Annotated in this window: 15 protein-coding genes, 1 tRNA gene and 1 riboswitch; of the genes, 9 read left to right on the forward strand and 7 right to left on the reverse strand. The window is 67.1% G+C overall.

Annotation, left to right across the window (positions count from 1 at the left end; all coding sequences use genetic code 11):
* Window positions 1-385: 385 nt before the first annotated feature.
* Window positions 386-3,118: a hypothetical protein gene (locus FOJ82_RS11155; protein WP_143938557.1), complete on the forward strand. Its 2,733-nt coding sequence runs from the start codon at window positions 386-388 to the stop codon at window positions 3,116-3,118.
* Between the two features lie 180 nt (window positions 3,119-3,298).
* Complete coding sequence (locus FOJ82_RS11160; protein WP_143938558.1) at window positions 3,299-3,670, forward strand: hypothetical protein; 372 nt, start codon at window positions 3,299-3,301, stop codon at window positions 3,668-3,670.
* A 121-nt stretch (window positions 3,671-3,791) separates the two neighbouring features.
* Here FOJ82_RS11160 and FOJ82_RS11165 read toward each other — a convergent pair whose 3' ends face one another.
* From FOJ82_RS11165 to FOJ82_RS11175, 3 genes are all read right to left on the reverse strand, one after another.
* On the reverse strand, window positions 3,792-4,076 hold the full coding sequence (locus FOJ82_RS11165) for a hypothetical protein (RefSeq protein WP_143938559.1): 285 nt from the start codon (window positions 4,074-4,076) through the stop codon (window positions 3,792-3,794).
* Window positions 4,077-4,189: 113 nt separating this feature from the next.
* Window positions 4,190-4,543 carry a hypothetical protein gene (locus FOJ82_RS11170; RefSeq protein WP_143938560.1) on the reverse strand — a complete coding sequence of 118 codons (354 nt, stop codon included), beginning with the start codon at window positions 4,541-4,543 and terminating at the stop codon, window positions 4,190-4,192.
* A gap of 201 nt (window positions 4,544-4,744) precedes the next feature.
* Window positions 4,745-5,590, reverse strand: coding sequence for a DUF3293 domain-containing protein (locus tag FOJ82_RS11175; protein ID WP_143938561.1), 846 nt, complete (start codon window positions 5,588-5,590; stop codon window positions 4,745-4,747).
* A 37-nt stretch (window positions 5,591-5,627) separates the two neighbouring features.
* Window positions 5,628-5,740: riboswitch (SAM riboswitch) on the reverse strand.
* 663 nt (window positions 5,741-6,403) lie between these two features.
* Here FOJ82_RS11175 and FOJ82_RS11180 point away from each other — a divergent pair.
* From FOJ82_RS11180 to FOJ82_RS11190, 3 genes are all read left to right on the forward strand, one after another.
* Window positions 6,404-7,132, forward strand: a complete 729-nt coding sequence (locus FOJ82_RS11180) for a glycerophosphodiester phosphodiesterase (protein ID WP_143938562.1) — start codon at window positions 6,404-6,406, stop codon at window positions 7,130-7,132.
* A 9-nt stretch (window positions 7,133-7,141) separates the two neighbouring features.
* Entirely contained in the window at window positions 7,142-8,038 is an 897-nt protein-coding gene (locus tag FOJ82_RS11185; protein ID WP_143938563.1) for a 1,4-dihydroxy-2-naphthoyl-CoA synthase, read from the forward strand.
* Between the two features lie 72 nt (window positions 8,039-8,110).
* A complete protein-coding gene (locus FOJ82_RS11190) occupies window positions 8,111-8,581 on the forward strand; it encodes a GyrI-like domain-containing protein (RefSeq protein WP_143938564.1) in 471 nt (156 codons plus the stop codon).
* A gap of 1 nt (window position 8,582) precedes the next feature.
* Here the strand turns inward: FOJ82_RS11190 and upp are convergent, their stop codons facing one another.
* Window positions 8,583-9,209, reverse strand: coding sequence for a uracil phosphoribosyltransferase (gene upp / locus FOJ82_RS11195; protein ID WP_185975760.1), 627 nt, complete (start codon window positions 9,207-9,209; stop codon window positions 8,583-8,585).
* A gap of 133 nt (window positions 9,210-9,342) precedes the next feature.
* Between upp and FOJ82_RS11200 the strand changes: the two genes are divergently transcribed.
* From FOJ82_RS11200 to FOJ82_RS11210, 3 genes are all read left to right on the forward strand, one after another.
* Window positions 9,343-9,924, forward strand: a complete 582-nt coding sequence (locus FOJ82_RS11200) for a tRNA adenosine deaminase-associated protein (protein WP_185975746.1) — start codon at window positions 9,343-9,345, stop codon at window positions 9,922-9,924.
* Window positions 9,925-9,949: 25 nt separating this feature from the next.
* Window positions 9,950-10,381: a tRNA adenosine(34) deaminase TadA gene (gene tadA, locus FOJ82_RS11205; protein WP_143938567.1), complete on the forward strand. Its 432-nt coding sequence runs from the start codon at window positions 9,950-9,952 to the stop codon at window positions 10,379-10,381.
* Between the two features lie 43 nt (window positions 10,382-10,424).
* A tRNA-Ser gene (locus FOJ82_RS11210) sits at window positions 10,425-10,512 on the forward strand.
* Between the two features lie 251 nt (window positions 10,513-10,763).
* Here FOJ82_RS11210 and gndA read toward each other — a convergent pair.
* The 3 genes from gndA to FOJ82_RS11225 are packed head-to-tail and all read right to left on the reverse strand — an operon-like array spanning window position 10,764 to window position 13,169.
* Window positions 10,764-12,224 carry an NADP-dependent phosphogluconate dehydrogenase gene (gene gndA / locus FOJ82_RS11215; protein WP_143938568.1) on the reverse strand — a complete coding sequence of 487 codons (1,461 nt, stop codon included), beginning with the start codon at window positions 12,222-12,224 and terminating at the stop codon, window positions 10,764-10,766.
* 54 nt (window positions 12,225-12,278) lie between these two features.
* On the reverse strand, window positions 12,279-12,824 hold the full coding sequence (locus FOJ82_RS11220; RefSeq protein WP_143938569.1) for a LytR C-terminal domain-containing protein: 546 nt from the start codon (window positions 12,822-12,824) through the stop codon (window positions 12,279-12,281).
* Window positions 12,825-12,872: 48 nt separating this feature from the next.
* Window positions 12,873-13,169 carry a type II toxin-antitoxin system VapB family antitoxin gene (locus FOJ82_RS11225; protein ID WP_143938570.1) on the reverse strand — a complete coding sequence of 99 codons (297 nt, stop codon included), beginning with the start codon at window positions 13,167-13,169 and terminating at the stop codon, window positions 12,873-12,875.
* Between the two features lie 68 nt (window positions 13,170-13,237).
* On the opposite strand from FOJ82_RS11225, the gene FOJ82_RS11230 reads away from it, so the two are divergent.
* Entirely contained in the window at window positions 13,238-14,830 is a 1,593-nt protein-coding gene (locus FOJ82_RS11230; protein ID WP_246099849.1) for a helicase HerA-like domain-containing protein, read from the forward strand.
* Window positions 14,831-14,861: the final 31 nt, after the last annotated feature.

The raw sequence follows: 14,861 nt of genomic DNA on the forward strand, positions 1-14,861 counted from the left end.
TGGTCCGACGTTGTGGGTCTCCTACCGGGAGTCGATATCGACACTCCAGGTCATCTATACGATCTCGAAAGGGGCTGGCCAGAAGCGACGGCGCGATCTCGATCGCTGACCGGGCTGTCAATCAGCGGAAGTAGGTTTACGGGCGAGTCTGGAGATCGGCCCCTGTTGTTACAGGGTTCCCATCAGCGGCCAGCCCGCCCTCGAACTGGCACATCACTTTACGGCAGCTTGGCTGTGACAGCTACGCGGCAGCCCCAATCTGGATTTCCTTTTGCCCTCGCACCCTGGATCTCACCGATCTATCCCAGCGGACCCTTAAAGGGCCCTAGGCTTGGGGCGGCTTTCGGGATGAGCAGTTCTTACAGGCTACAAGCAGGAGATGATGATGACGGATGACTCGATGCGCGCTGCAGTCGACTACTTCTCTGACTCCTTCCTGGCGCCGGACGATGGCTGGATAGACGTCCACGAAGACCGCTTCAGCTATTGGCCCGGTCGCGTCGCCCAACACTTCCTGGTGACCGAGGCTGAGCCCGGTGTCTACCAGTGGCAGATGTACATGCCCCTCGTTTCACAGGTGCGCGATCCAAACCTCGCATCGTGGTTGTGTTTGCGGCTTAATAGATTCGCGGCGGGATGGAGCTTCGCGTTCGACCGGGACTCAGCGACGCTGACGGCGTTGGCGGCCGTCTCGGCTCCGATAACGTTCGATCGGTTCCTCCTCCGTTTCGCGACGGCAGTGACTCACGCTGGATGGTTCTGCGAACTGATCCTTGACGACTTGGCGGAAGCGGTGGGAGGGGTGGCGATCCTTAGCAGCCCCTCTTGGCAGGCCGAACCGCGCAAGGTTCCCGATGCCTCGATGTATCTCCCAACGGCTTACCGCGAACGCCCTGAGTGGATCCGCGATTTGGTCGCGGAGGACTTCCCCCCAATGGAGGAGACCGGAACGTACTTCTACTCGAGGATGAGGCAAGTCGGACTTCCGATCGCCCGTGCGGTGGCGACACCCTTCCTAATCGACTCGGGGAACGAGGTCTCTATTGAGATCCCACCGGGCGAGGGCCTGAACAATGCCGCTGCGTTGAAGGCTTCGTTCGACAACCACCCGCTCCTCGGTACCGCCTGGCGAGTAGACGTCGCTGCTCCATGGGTGCCTCAAACTGGTTGGGCTGAGATGGCCTCGCTCTCCACTCTCATGCTGTTCGAAGGACAGGCGACGAATCTCACAGGAGCCTGGACGGTGGTAGATGGGCAGTTGTCGTTTCGGACCTGGGTTACCTCCCACGAGCTCCGCCGGAATGAAGCCCTGGCTTCATTCGATGGGCAGGGGGCCCATGTCCTATGGGGACCTGCCTCACCGTCACTTGAGGCGCTCCAGGCGCTGGAGGAATCGGCTCCCGCAGCACGAGGCAGGGTGCAACGACCCTCAGAGGAGCAGCTGGCGGAGCTCGAGCAGTCCGTGCTCGCCGGAGTCCATGCGGGTGGACGGCTGCTTGAGGAAGTATGGCCTCCGGCCACAGACGGTGCCGACCGTCGCCACCTCTGGTGGCCTGAAGTGGACGTCATGCTGGTGCTCGGTTGGTTCAACCCGATGGGGCCAACGGTGCACTCCGTCGAACGGCGACGGAATCCCTCTACGGGGAAGACGCACATCTTGACAATCATGCGACACCCCATGCATCCCAGGATCGTGGATCATGGGGAATGGAGTCAGAGCAGCCAAGTACTCCAGGCGGTGGCTGACGAGTTGTGTCAAGGAAGCTTGCCGACGTTCGTTGAACTTCGGGCGACTGGTGAGGACGGTGAGCGCCTCATGGGTCGTGTCGGAGATGGCTGGACGCGACTCTTGCAGGAGCAGGCGAGTGAGAGCTTCGCGGCAGCTGCACATCAGATTTGGGCCTGCCTTGGTGAACCGTGGGCGTACGCTGGCGACCCGCTCCGGGGCGACTATCTCGCCGAGCGTGACAGACGTGGGGAACCCGGGGACCGAGCGACTTTCGAGGAGTGGTGGGCGCTGGCCAGCGACCCGCTGAATGTCTGGGCGAACTATCGACAGCTGCGGCGTGCCTGGGACGGGAGCCTGAACTTCCAGGCAACCCACGGCAACACCAGCCGGGGCCTGTTCGACATCGGCCCCTTTCTACTCACCTATGACACCGACGGGTCGCTTCACCCCAGCCTGCACGTCACCCACTACGACTCTGGCGCTGCACCATCGGCCTCCTTCACCTGGCGCAGTCCAGAGCTCGTCACCGTCCGCGATGCTTCTGGCGTCCGCAACGCTTGGGGGGATGTGCTGACAGTCGCACTCGAGACGCCGGAGCTGTTCCGCATAGGTGACGGCGTGCTCGACCTCAACGTCCAGGGGTTACCGCTTCCGGCGGTGCTGCGACATCTGAAGTTCTCATCCCGGGAGAGCAAGCAAGACGATTGGGACGACTGGGAGGACCGGGACGGTTGGATTGGCAGCGACCTCGACTCCTTGCTCGAAGATGGATACCGAGTTGGTCGATGGCGCGTCTCGGCGGGTCCTCAGCCTGTGCGGGTCATCACCAACGGTAGGACATCGGTCGCAGTGGCCTGGCGCTGGGACGAAGAGATTCTGGAGCCGATCTGGGAGGAACAGCTCTTCTTATGGCGGTATTCCAACGATGCTCCCATCGGCTTCGAGGGAGCAGGCAGTGTCGGGTGGATAGCCCCGGGCGTAGTGCTAGAGCATGTCGCGGGGGATTGGAACCCGGGCATTCGGGTCCAGGCGGACGTGGACGATCCTGTCCCCGAGATCGGAGCCAAGATCCTCGACGGAAACTGGGCAGTGCCAGTCTTGCGCAGTACCGTTGGGCTTCATGGCGTCGCCTCTGAGAAGATGGAGACTCTGTACGGGTTGGGGCGAGAAGGTGGCCACGCACGGCTTCTTGGGGAGCCGGAGTTCTCGACAGCGGTGATTGACTGGTTAGTGGCTCGTGAGCCCAGGTTGACTCGGGTCATCCAGGCACTAACAGACCCCTCCTCGATGCGGGGAAGAGAAGCTCGAGAGGTCCTTGAAGCGATGGAGCGAGACCCTCGGGTTACGTGGTACGACGTCGATGACGCCTTGCGTGGCCCGCTGAGCTGATGCGGAAACAGGAGACTGTACTCCGAGTCCAGTGTGGGTCTCGCCGTTGGGCTCGTGGCGGGCGGTCTTCCGGGAGACGACCGGGGTTCAGCCGTTCGAAATGTGCAATTACGCGGTGCTTGCCTTATGGCTAGTTCGGGTTTCATCACAAGTTGTCAAGGCGTCGTTAAGGGGTCCAGCGTGGCCCCCGTCCGCGTGGCCGGAATCGGCAGCCAGGGCGAAGCCATCCGCTGCATTTCGGGTGGATTCTCGGAAGAGCGGGCCTCGCGGCTTGTCGACAACATCCTCGGCTACATCTCTGCCTACGACGACCTCGAGCGCGACATGGACGACGTGATGTGCAGGCTCGACGCCGTGCAGACCGACCTCCATCGCCTGCTCCTTGAGAACGGGATCACGCCGCCTGTTGATCGGTTTTTCTGGGAGGAGAACCCGTACCTCAACCCTGTCGGGCCAGTTGGGCCGTCCCGGTCTGCCTATAACCCGCGTTTGACCAGGCAAAGTCCGCAGATGGCATTCATCTCGCGATCCCCCCTACGGGTTAGTGGCTAGCGGGGTATTCCTGACTCGCCCCCGCACCAGAGCTGCGATAGTTCCTCACCGGAGGCAGCGGACTTCCCCCGGCGAGTATGCACCTTCTCTACTGATCCGAGATGTATGAGCGGGTTCGGGTCTAGCTGTTCCAGATCGTGCCGCAGAACGTCTCCTTGTCGAGCATGACCATGCACTCGTCGTAGCCGTACTCGGGGGTGTCGTCGGTGGCGAGGAGCGAGTAGCCCCATGACAACACGAGTGCGACAAGGCACACCCCCATGATGAGGGGCAGAACCCTCTCCCAGAAGCCTCGGGTGCGCCCGTCGGCGGTGGCTGCCTGATCGGCGATGTGGCCAGCGGCCATGCCGATGGCGAAGTTGGCCCCGAAGGACTTGAGTGCTGCGTGGTTGTTGTCGTCTCCCATGTCTGGGATCTCCTCTCGAATTTGCCGGGCTACTTCTACGGATGGTGGTGTGGGGGCTGGGCACAGGAGGTCGGGGTTGGGGTGTCGTGATCCCGTTGCTGTGACCGACGGGTTCAGCGGAAGTTCGAGTACGCCAGCGAGGCGCACGCCCCGAGGTCGTCGTAGCCCCACACCTCGGCAGCGGCGAGCAGCTCCTGCCGGAACCTCTTCGCCTCGGAGGTGCTGATGAAGGCGTCGTTGCCGCTCGCGTTGGTCCGGAAGAACCGCAGGTAGTCGCCCGCCGCCACCACCTGCTGGGTCTCCGTCATCCCCATGTAGCCTAGGCCGTTCGTGTCGTAGGGGCCCAGCTCGTCGTAGGCGCGCGCGGTCTGGGCCTTGCCGTTGTAGCCCGCGAGCGTGGGGACGTCGGGCATGGTCAGCTTCGGGATCACGAACGCGGCCAGCACGATGGTGATCCCGACGGTCACCGCAGCGAGGCCCTAGATCCTCTCCTCGCGGTCCTCGTCGACCGGCAGCTCGTAGGTGTAGTAGTCGCTCATCTCAGTAGTCCTCCCATGTTGTGAGTTGATCCTGCGGCGGTATTGCGTTGATTGGTAAGGCCTCGCTTCCGCGGAACTTGCAGCTGCCATGTCTACGACGAACTTTTGGCGTCGTGGCTGAGTCGCGGGCTAGGCATCGTCGTCCGCGGCTACTGCGGTGCGGGGGGTTCCCCATTGCCAGCCGCCGGTGCGGGAGGGTGTGAACAGGTCGACGGCGCCGCGGGCTCCGCGTCCTCCATCGGCGTGACAGACGTCGCAACCGAAGGCATCGATGAGCATCGCCCGGTGGTGCTGCCACACCAGCGCCGCTTCTCGGGAGGAGCTCGTCCAGGGACCGCCGTAGACCTTGCAGACGCCGTCGGCGCCGCGACGCAGGGGGCAGCCGGTCAGGGCCGGGCGGAGGCGTACCGGGACAGGGGTGGGGTCGCCGACATCGACGCCCGGGAGGACCGGGACCGGTGCCATGCCGTGCTCGTCCCAGCGCAGCACCACGGGTTGGCCGTGGAGTTGGGCGAGGTAGCGGACTTCTTCGGCTGTGCCATCGAGGAGGATCGCGCCGCCCTCCACCCAGGCTCTTTCTGGTGAGGTGGCGACGGTGGGGCGCCAGTCCCAGCCGTGGAAGTCGAGCCGCCACCTGAGTCGCAGCAGCGTGTCGGCGTCCTCCATGCGGGTGGTCAGCCGATCGAAGGCCTTCACCCCCGAGATGACGTAGACACGATCGACCTCGGGGCCGAACAACTCGGTGGGGGACTGACTCTCCTCCCCCGGGGCCGGGGCGAGGTCAATGGCCGGTTTCTCAATGCCGAGGGGCCAGATCCGGATGATCGTCTGCCGGTAGGACTCTGTCACCGGCACAGATGAGTCGCGGCGGTAGATGCCGGTTTGCCCGGTCTGGAATCTGCTGGGTGGGACGGGGATGGAGATCTGGTCGTCCGGAAACTTGCCTTCTCCTGGACGGATGGGTTGTGGGGACATTGATGCTGCTCCTCGTCGACCGAGCCTCGTGTCGGGACGAGGCCGCTTGACCTCCGCCTGTTGGGGAGGCCAGGTCTTCCTCGGGAAGCACCGGAGCGGCTCCGGTTGCTGCGCGACCACCCCGAGGAGTTCCGGCCGCGGCTCTTGACCTGCATCCACTATGACACGGACATCTGACAATTGCTGGAGATCTCTCTCAGTACCGGTGGGGGCCGAGAGCACGCATGTGATCTCCGGCCGCCCTCCGCAGACTTAGCTACTAACAGCGTCTGAGTGCCACTCACCGAAACGCGGAACATCACCCCTCCTGGTAACTATCGCTAGGACTGAGCGAGGCTCGGATGAACCGCCCTGATCCTTCCGGGCCTCGCCGCGGATGGAACGGTTGAGAAGGGGGCCTGAGGGCTGGCCAGTCACGCGCGTCGATGGCCCATCACCCGCAGTGGCCATGGGGGCAACCATGGGGGCAACCAGTATGAACCGACCTGAACTGACTCGGACGAATGACCCGCATCGCGAGTAGTCGGAGGGCTATCATCGAACTCAAGCGGACGCTGCCGAACAGCGAACGCGGTGACTACGGATCAGAAGGTTGGGGGTTCGAGTCCCTCCGAGCGCGCAGAGGCCCCCGGTCCACCAGGACCGGGGGCGATTTTGTTGTGTCGTCCCGCTCGGTGGAGCGGACGGCCCCGTCTCCGGTGCCAAGCGCTCGTCCCGCGAGGCGCCGGCACTTGGGCCGAGCGGACGGCTCCGTCTGCGGTGCTGAACGCTCCACGCGCACAGCGACTAGGATTCTCCGCGAAAGGGAGTGCGATGACTGAGATCTGGGGCCACAGGGGCGCACCGGCCTACGCGCCGGAGAACACGCTGCCGTCCTTCGAACTGGCGCTGGAGCACGGCGTCGACGGCGTCGAGTTCGACGTCCAGCGCTCCGCCGACGGTGTGCTGGTGGTGGTGCACGACGAGTCCATCAGCCGCACCTCCAACGGCGTCGGCCGCGTGCCCGACCTGACGTACGAGGAACTGCGCCGCTGCGACTTCTCCAACGGCTTCGTCGGCTTCCGCAACACCCGCATCCCAACCCTCCGGGAGACCCTGGAGCTGCTCGGGTCGGCCGGCGTGCGCATCAACATCGAGTTGAAGAACGGTGTCCAGCCCTACCCCGGCATGGAGCTGGAGGTCCTCGAGCTCGTGCAGGAGATGGAGCTGCTGGACCGGGTGGTCATCAGCTCCTTCAACCACGTCAGCCTCGCAGCCCTGCGGACACTGGTGCCGCCGGAGAACCTCGGCCTGCTCTACACCGCCCAGGTCTTCGACCCGTGGCGCTACGCCCAGTACTTCGGCGCGGGCGCCATCCACCCCTACCACCTGGTGCTCGACCAGCCCGACTTCATGTGGCTGTGCCACGAGGCCGGGATCCGCGTGCACACCTGGACGGCGGACGAGGACAAGGACGTCGAGCACCTCACCCGCATCGGCGTCGACGCGATCATCACCAACCTTCCGGACCGCGCACGCCGCGTCAGCCGCAGGACTCGATAGCCTGCGGGTATGACCAACCCCTTCCGCCCCGAGCTGTGGGACGCCGTCGACGGCTTCGACTTCACCGACATCACCTACCACCGCGCCAAGCACGTGCCCGCGGTCCGGATCGCCTTCGACCGTCCCGAGGTGCGCAACGCGTTCCGCCCCCACACCGTCGACGAGTTCTGCCAGGCGCTGGAGCACGCCCGCACCTCCTCCGACGTCGGCTGCGTCCTGATCACCGGCAACGGGCCGTCCGAGAAGGACGGCGGCTGGGCCTTCTGCTCCGGCGGCGACCAGCGCATCCGCGGCCGCGCCGGCTACCAGTACGCGGAGGGGGAGTCCGCGGAGACCGTCGACAAGGCCAGGCTCGGCCGCCTGCACATCCTCGAGGCGCAGCGCATCATCCGGTTCATGCCGAAGGTGGTCATCTCGCTCGTCAACGGCTGGGCGGCCGGTGGGGGACACTCCCTCCACGTCGTCTCCGACCTCACCATCGCCTCCGCGGAGCACGCGAGGTTCAAGCAGACCGACGCCGACGTCGGCTCCTTCGACGGCGGCTTCGGCTCCGCCTACCTGGCCCGGCAGGTGGGCCAGAAGTTCGCGCGCGAGATCTTCTTCCTCGGCGACGTCCACGACGCCGAGGACGCCCACCGGATGGGCATGGTCAACAAGGTGGTCCCGCACGCCGAGCTCGAGGACGTCGGCCTGGAGTGGGCCGCGAAGATCTGCGGCAAGTCGCCCACTGCGCAGCGGATGCTGAAGTACTCGTTCAACCTGATCGACGACGGGCTGGTCGGCCAGCAGGTGTTCGCCGGCGAGACCACCCGGCTGGCCTACATGGGCGACGAGGCCGTCGAGGGCAGGGACTCGTTCCTCGAGAAGCGCCGGCCGGACTGGTCGAGTTTCCCGTACTACTACTGAGGCCGGTTGCACGCATCGGGCAGTAGCGTGGTCCCGGGCGGCCCGGTGGGTCGTCCCGGACGAGGAGGACCGATGACGGACACCACTGACCCCACCACCCCACAGGTCGTCAACCGCGACCCGGCGACCACCGCCGCCGTGCGCGCACACGAGCGCATGGACAACCTCGCACAGCTCTACGACCGCGCCTTCCCCGCCCTCGCGGAGGTGCTCGGCCAGCAGGGCCTGGAGCACGGGGCACCCTTCGGGATGTACGGGCCCGTCGACGAGGGCGTCGTCGACATCGAGATCGGTTTCACCACGAGCGCGCCTGTGGAGCCCAGCGGCGACGTCGTGCCCGGGCAGCTTCCCGGCGGCGAGTACGCGACGATGACCCACGTCGGCCCCTACGACGGCCTGGGGGCCTCCTGGGAGGCGCTGGGCCAGTGGATCAAGGAGCAGGGGCGCACGTCCGGCCAGACGGTCTTCGAGGTCTACACCGACGATCCCGTCGGGTCGGACCCCGCGGCGCTGCGCACCGACCTGTTCTGGTCGCTGGTGTGAGTCAGTCGGCCAGGCCGTAGAGGCGGTCTCCGGCGTCGCCGAGGCCGGGGACGATGTAGCCCTGGCCGTCCAGCTTCTCGTCGACGGCGGCGACCACCAGCGTGCACGGCACGTCCAGGTGCGCCAGCAGGTTCTTGAAGTTCTCGATGCCCTCGGGTGCCGCCAGCAGGCAGATGCAGGTGATGTCGTCCGCGCCGCGTCCCACGAGGAACTTGACGGCCTCGCCGAGTGAGCCGCCTGTGGCGAGCATCGGGTCCAGGACGTAGCACTGGCGCCCGGAGAGGTCCTGCGGGAGGCGTTCGGCGTAGGTGGCCGGCTGGAGCGTCTCCTCGTCGCGGATCATGCCGAGGAAGCCCACCTCGGCGGTGGGGACGAGCCGCAGCATGCCGTCGAGCATGCCCAGCCCGGCGCGCAGGATGGGAACCACGAGCGGCGCCGGGTCCATCAGGCGCGTGCCCACGGTGGGGGCCACGGGAGTCTCGATGCCGACGTCCTCGACGCGCACCCCGCGGGTGGCCTCGTAGGCGAGCAGGGTGACGAGCTCCTCCACGAGTCGACGGAAGGTGGGCTGTTCGGTGGTCCTGTCACGCAGCTTCGTGAGCTTGTGATCGACCAGGGGGTGCTTGATGACGCGAATCTCCACGACCCCACTTTGGCACATCACCGGATGGCGCGTTGACCGGGTTGGGCATCCCGGGGCTGACTTGTTGGGTGTTGTCTGGAATCATGGGGGTGCACCGCCAGGAACAAGGGAGAACGACGTGGACGTGTTCGACGAAGACGCAGAGCCGTTCGACCTCAAGGACGACGAGGAGTCGGACGAGGAGGATTCGGACGACTTCGAGGACGATGACCTCGAGGACGCCTCCGAGGAGGACGTCGACCTCGTCGTGGCCGCCTACCGTGAGGACGGCGAGCCGCAGGTGGTTCCGCTGGACTTCGAGCTGGCCAACGACCTCGACGAACTGATCCGCGAGCTCACGCGCCTCCCCGGCGACTCCGGGGCCGACGGCTTCGTGTCCGTGGCCGGCGAGTTCTTCGTGATCTGCCGCGTCCGGGGCCGCTCCGTGGAGGTGCTCCTCAGCGACGCCTCCGCCGGCAACGACTGGCCGATCGCCCGCGACGTCCTCGACTACCTCGGCGAGGACCTCCCGGACGAGGACGACGACTCCGCGCCCGTCGGTGACCTGGAGATGTTCTCCGCCAGCGGCCTGGGGGCCTTCGAGCTCGAGGCGATCGCCACCGACTACGACGAGGACTCCGATGAGCTGTTGGCGCAGATCGCGCACAAGCTGAAGATCTCCGAACAGTTCAACCGCGCCGTCGAGGCCTTCGACGCCTGAGGTGGCCACTCGCTGGGCGGCCCCTATGCGGCTCGCGATCGAACAGGCCAACCTGGCTCGTGGGCACGGCGACGTCCCCATCGGGGCGGTCGTGCTCGACGCCGACGGCTCGCTCCTGGCCGCCGCGGGCAACGAGCGCGAACTGACCGGAGATCCCACCGCGCACGCCGAGGTGGTGGCCATCCGACGCGCCGCCCAGGCGCTGGGGGAGTGGCGACTCGAGGACTGCACGCTCGTGGTCACCCTCGAGCCGTGCACCATGTGCGCAGGTGCAGTGGTCGCCTCCCGGGTCGGGCACCTGGTCTTCGGGGCCTTCGACGAGAAGGCCGGAGCGGTCTCCTCACTGTGGGACGTCGTGCGCGATCCCCGGCTCAACCACCGCCCGAAGGTCACCAGCGGGGTCCTCGCCGACGAGTGCGCCGCCCTGCTGCTGGACTTCTTCGGCGACCGCCGCTGACCCAAGTTGGAGCCACGCGCCGCCATTCGTTAAAGTGGTCCACGGTGACGTGTCTGAGCGGCCGAAAGTGCTCGCCTCGAAAGCGAGTGTGGGGCAACCCACCGAGGGTTCAAATCCCTCCGTCACCGCCAACCGGACTCCCGGCCCACCAGGGCCGGGAGTCCTTTTGCATCTGGTCGCCGCGCCGGGCCCAATCGTTGGTCGAGTAGGGCGCCCGGCGCCCGTGTCGAGACCTGTGCCGGGTGTGGTCTCGACACGCGCTGCTCGTTCCTCGCAGCGCTACTCGACCGGCGGGAACCCTCGTTGGTCGAGTAGGGCGCCCTGCGCCCGTGTCGAGACCTCGCCGGGTGTGGTCTCGACACGCGTTGCCCGACCGGCGGAGTCAGTCCCACTGCTCCTCGACGCGGGGGTCCAGCTCCCAGCGGGTGTGGAACCGACCGGGCTTGTCGACGCGGCCGTAGGTGTGGGAGCCGAAGTAGTCGCGCTGGGACTGGACCAGCGCCGTGGGCAGCCGCTCGGAGCGCAGGCCGTCGTACCAGGCCAGGGAGGACCCGAACGCGGGCGCGGGGATCCCGGAGGTGGCCGACAGCGCCACGACGCCGCGCCAGGCCGGCAGGCAGCGGGCGATGCGCTCGCTGAACCAGCTGTCGCCCAGCAGGGACGGCAGGTCGGGGTGGGCGATGTAGGCGTCGGAGATGTAGTTCAGGAACCCGGCGCGGATGATGCAGCCGCCACGCCAGATGCGCGCCAGGGCGGCGTTGTCGATGTGCCACTGCTCGTCGATGCTGGCCTGCTGGATCTCGTCGAAGCCCTGCGCGTAGGCGGAGATCTTGGATGCCAGCAGTGCGTCCCGGATGGCGTCGACCAGCTCTGCCCGGTCGCCGGTGATGGGCTCCACGTGGGGGTCGACGTCGAGTTGGCTGATGACGCCGCGCTCGGCCTCGGCCCCGGACAGCGAGCGGGCGAACGTGGCCTCCGCGATCGCCGGGACGGGGATGCCGACGTCGAGTGCCGCCTTCACGGTCCAGGCGCCGGTGCCCTTCTGGGCGGCCCTGTCGGAGATGATGTCGACGAACGGGCGACCGGTCTCGGCGTCGGTGTGGCCCAGGATGTCGGTGGTGATGTCGATCAGGTAGGAGTCCAGTTCGGTCTCCTTCCACGAGGCGAACACGTCGCGGATCTCCAGCACCTCCATGCCGAGCCCGCGGCGCATCAGGTCGTAGGCCTCGGCGATCAGCTGCATGTCGGCGTACTCGATGCCGTTGTGGACGGTCTTGACGAAGTGCCCGGCACCGTCGGGGCCGATGTGGGTGCAGCACGGCTCGCCGTCCACCTGCGCGGCGATGGACTCCAGCATGGGGCCGATCCGCTCGTAGGACTCCCGGCTGCCGCCGGGCATCATCGACGGCCCGGTCAGTGCACCCTCCTCGCCGCCCGAGATGCCCATGCCGACGAAGTGGATGCCGGTCTCGGCGAGGGCGGCGGCGCGCTCCTGGGTGTCGGTGAACAGGGTGTTTCCGCTGTCGATGATGATGTCGCCGGGCTCCATCGCCTCCTCGAGGCTCGCCACCGTCGAGTCGGTCGGGTTGCCGGCGGGCACGAGGATGATGGCCACGCGCGGGGACCTGAGTGCCGCCACGAACTCGGGCAGCGTCGCAGTGGGGACGAAGGTGCCCTCGTGGCCGTAGTTGGTGACCAGCTTGGCGACGTGCTCGTCGGAGAGGTCGTACGCCGCGACGGCGTGGCCGTGGCGTGCGAGGTTCCTCGCCAGCGAGGTGCCCATCACCCCGATCCCCACGATGCCGATGTCCGCGCTTGCTGGTTCCGGTGTCTGGAAGGTCATGCCCCCATTGTTGCGCGGCAACCCGGCGCGTGGGCCCGGGGAGAACACACTGGCTCAGGACTCCGTCGTCGCGGTGGCCGAGGGGGAGGGGGAGTCCGTCGGCTCGGGGCTGGGCGGCAGGCACACGGATCCACCCGAGGACACCTGGTAGATCTGCTCCGTCTCCGGGTCGGTCTCACCGCCGAAGTCGGAACCAAGGAGCACGTCCACGGTGCCATCGACTCTGTCGTCGTTCTCGAACGTCGCTCCCGTGAAGGAGGACATCACCAGGCGCTTGGCCGGGACGTTGACCTCGTTGCCCCGGATCACCGTTCCGGAGACCCGCTCGTCGGTGTTGCCCACCCGGATGACATTGAAGCCGAGGTCCTCGAGCCGCGACGCCTGACGCCGCGCCAGCCCGCTGGTGAAGCCGCCGTTGTAGACGCGCACTGACACGTCGGCGACGGTGACTGTGTCGGTGGTGACAGTCACGCACGGCGTCGGCTCAGGGGTGGGCAGCGGTGCGGTCAGGTTGCGCCAGCCCCAGAACGCGCCCCAGACGAGGAACGCGAGCAGCCCGAGCAGCAGCACGGGGGTGGCGATAAGTCGGAAAATGCGCACGTCTTCGGGCTCAGTTCTGCTCGTCGTTTGTCATGGTCGCGCCCGAACCTACCGACCCAGCTCCAGCACGCGGGCATGGAGGGTCTGCCGCTGCTGCAGCGCGGCCCTCAGCGCACGGTGCAGTCCGTCCTCGAGGTACAACTCGCCCTCGAAGGCGACGACGTGGGCGAACAGGTCACCGTAGAAGGTGGAGTCCTCCTCGAGGAGGGTCTCCAGGTCCAGGGTGCGCTTGGTGGTGGTCAGTTCATCGAGCCGGACCTGGTGCGGGGCGATGGCGGCCCACTGCTTCTGGCTGTAGCCGTGGTCCTGGTACGGGCGCCCCTCGCCCACTCGTTTGAAGATCACCTCCCACACTTTAGCCGTGATCCCGCTTTGCCGGGGCTGCGACGCGGGCTTGTGGCAGGCTTTGGGGGGTGACAGAGCCCACAGCACACGAAGAAGTGATCAGCGCCGTCAAGGAGGGATACGCCTTCGAGGACGAGGCGGTCCAGCTCGGCGTCCTCGAGGCGGACGGTCCCGTGGTCGACGCCCCGGTCCGGATCCCGGTGTCCATGTTCAACCGGCACGGCCTCGTCGCCGGCGCCACCGGCACCGGCAAGACCGTCACCCTGCAGGTGATGGCCGAGGCGCTCAGCAACGCCGGTGTGCCGGTGTTCCTGGCCGACATCAAGGGCGACCTGTCCGGCATGGCAACCCCCGGTGCGGGCGGGGAGAAACTACTGGCCCGCACGTCGGCCAACGGACAGCCCTGGGAGGCCCGGGCATTCCCGTGCGAGTTCTACGCACTGGGCGGGCAGGGGATCGGCGTCCCGCTGCGCGCCACCGTGACGGCGTTCGGGCCCATCCTGCTGTCCAAGGTGCTCGGACTGAACGAGGTGCAGGAGTCCTCCCTGGGCCTGGTGTTCTACTACGCGGACAGCAACGGCCTGCCCCTGCTGGACCTCAAGGACCTCACCGAGCTGCTGAAGTACCTCACCTCCGACGAGGGCAAGCCCGAGCTGAAGGGCATCGGGGGAGTCTCCAGCGCCACCGCGGGCGTGATCCTGCGCAACCTGCTGACGCTGCAGCAGCAGGGCGGGGACGTCTTCTTCGGCGAGCCAGAGTTCGACCCGAAGGAGCTGCTCCGGACCGCTCCCGACGGCCGCGGCGTCGTCTCCCTGCTGGAACTGCCCGACCTGGCCAGCCGGCCCGACCTGTTCTCCACGTTCCTGATGTGGCTGCTCGCCGACCTGTACCAGGACCTGCCGGAGGTGGGCGACGTCGAGCGCCCCAAACTGGTGTTCTTCTTCGACGAGGCGCACCTGCTGTTCAACGGTGCCTCCGACGCGTTCCTGCAGGCCATCACCCAGACGGTGCGGCTCATCCGCTCCAAGGGCGTCGGCGTGTTCTTCGTGACCCAGACCCCCAAGGACGTCCCCGCCGACGTGCTGGCCCAGCTGGGCAGCCGCGTGCAGCACCAGCTTCGCGCCCACACCCCGAACGCGGCGAAGGCCCTCAGGGCCACCGTCTCCACCTACCCCAGGTCCGGCTACGACCTCGAGCAGGTGCTGCAGCAGCTCGGAACCGGCGAGGCCGTCGTCACCGTGATGGATCCCGACGGCGCACCGACCCCGGTGGCGTGGACCCGGATCTGGGCTCCCGAGTCGACGATGGGACCCACCGACGCGGAGGCGCTGCGGGCCGGCGTCGCGCAGTCGCAGTTGATGGCGCGCTACGGGCAGGCGGTGGACAGGGACTCGGCCCACGAGATGCTGATCCGCAAGGTCGAGGAGGGCGCCCGGGCCGCCGAGGAGCAGGCGCGGGCCGAGGCCGAGCGGCAGGAGGCCGAGGCTCGGCGCAAGGAGTCCGGCCCGACGTCGCGCTCCCGTTCCACCGGTCCCTCCCGCAGCCGCAAGGAGCCGGGCCTCGTCGAGCAGGTGACCGGTTCCACCGCCTTCAAGCAGTTCGCCCGCACGGCGGCCCGCGAGATCGTGCGCAGCCTCTTCGGCACCGGCCGCCGCCGGTAGCGCAGGGACGCAGAACGGGGCCGCGCAGATC

Origin of the sequence: Tessaracoccus rhinocerotis (assembly GCF_007197885.1) — a bacterium.
GTDB lineage: Bacteria > Actinomycetota > Actinomycetes > Propionibacteriales > Propionibacteriaceae > Arachnia > Arachnia rhinocerotis.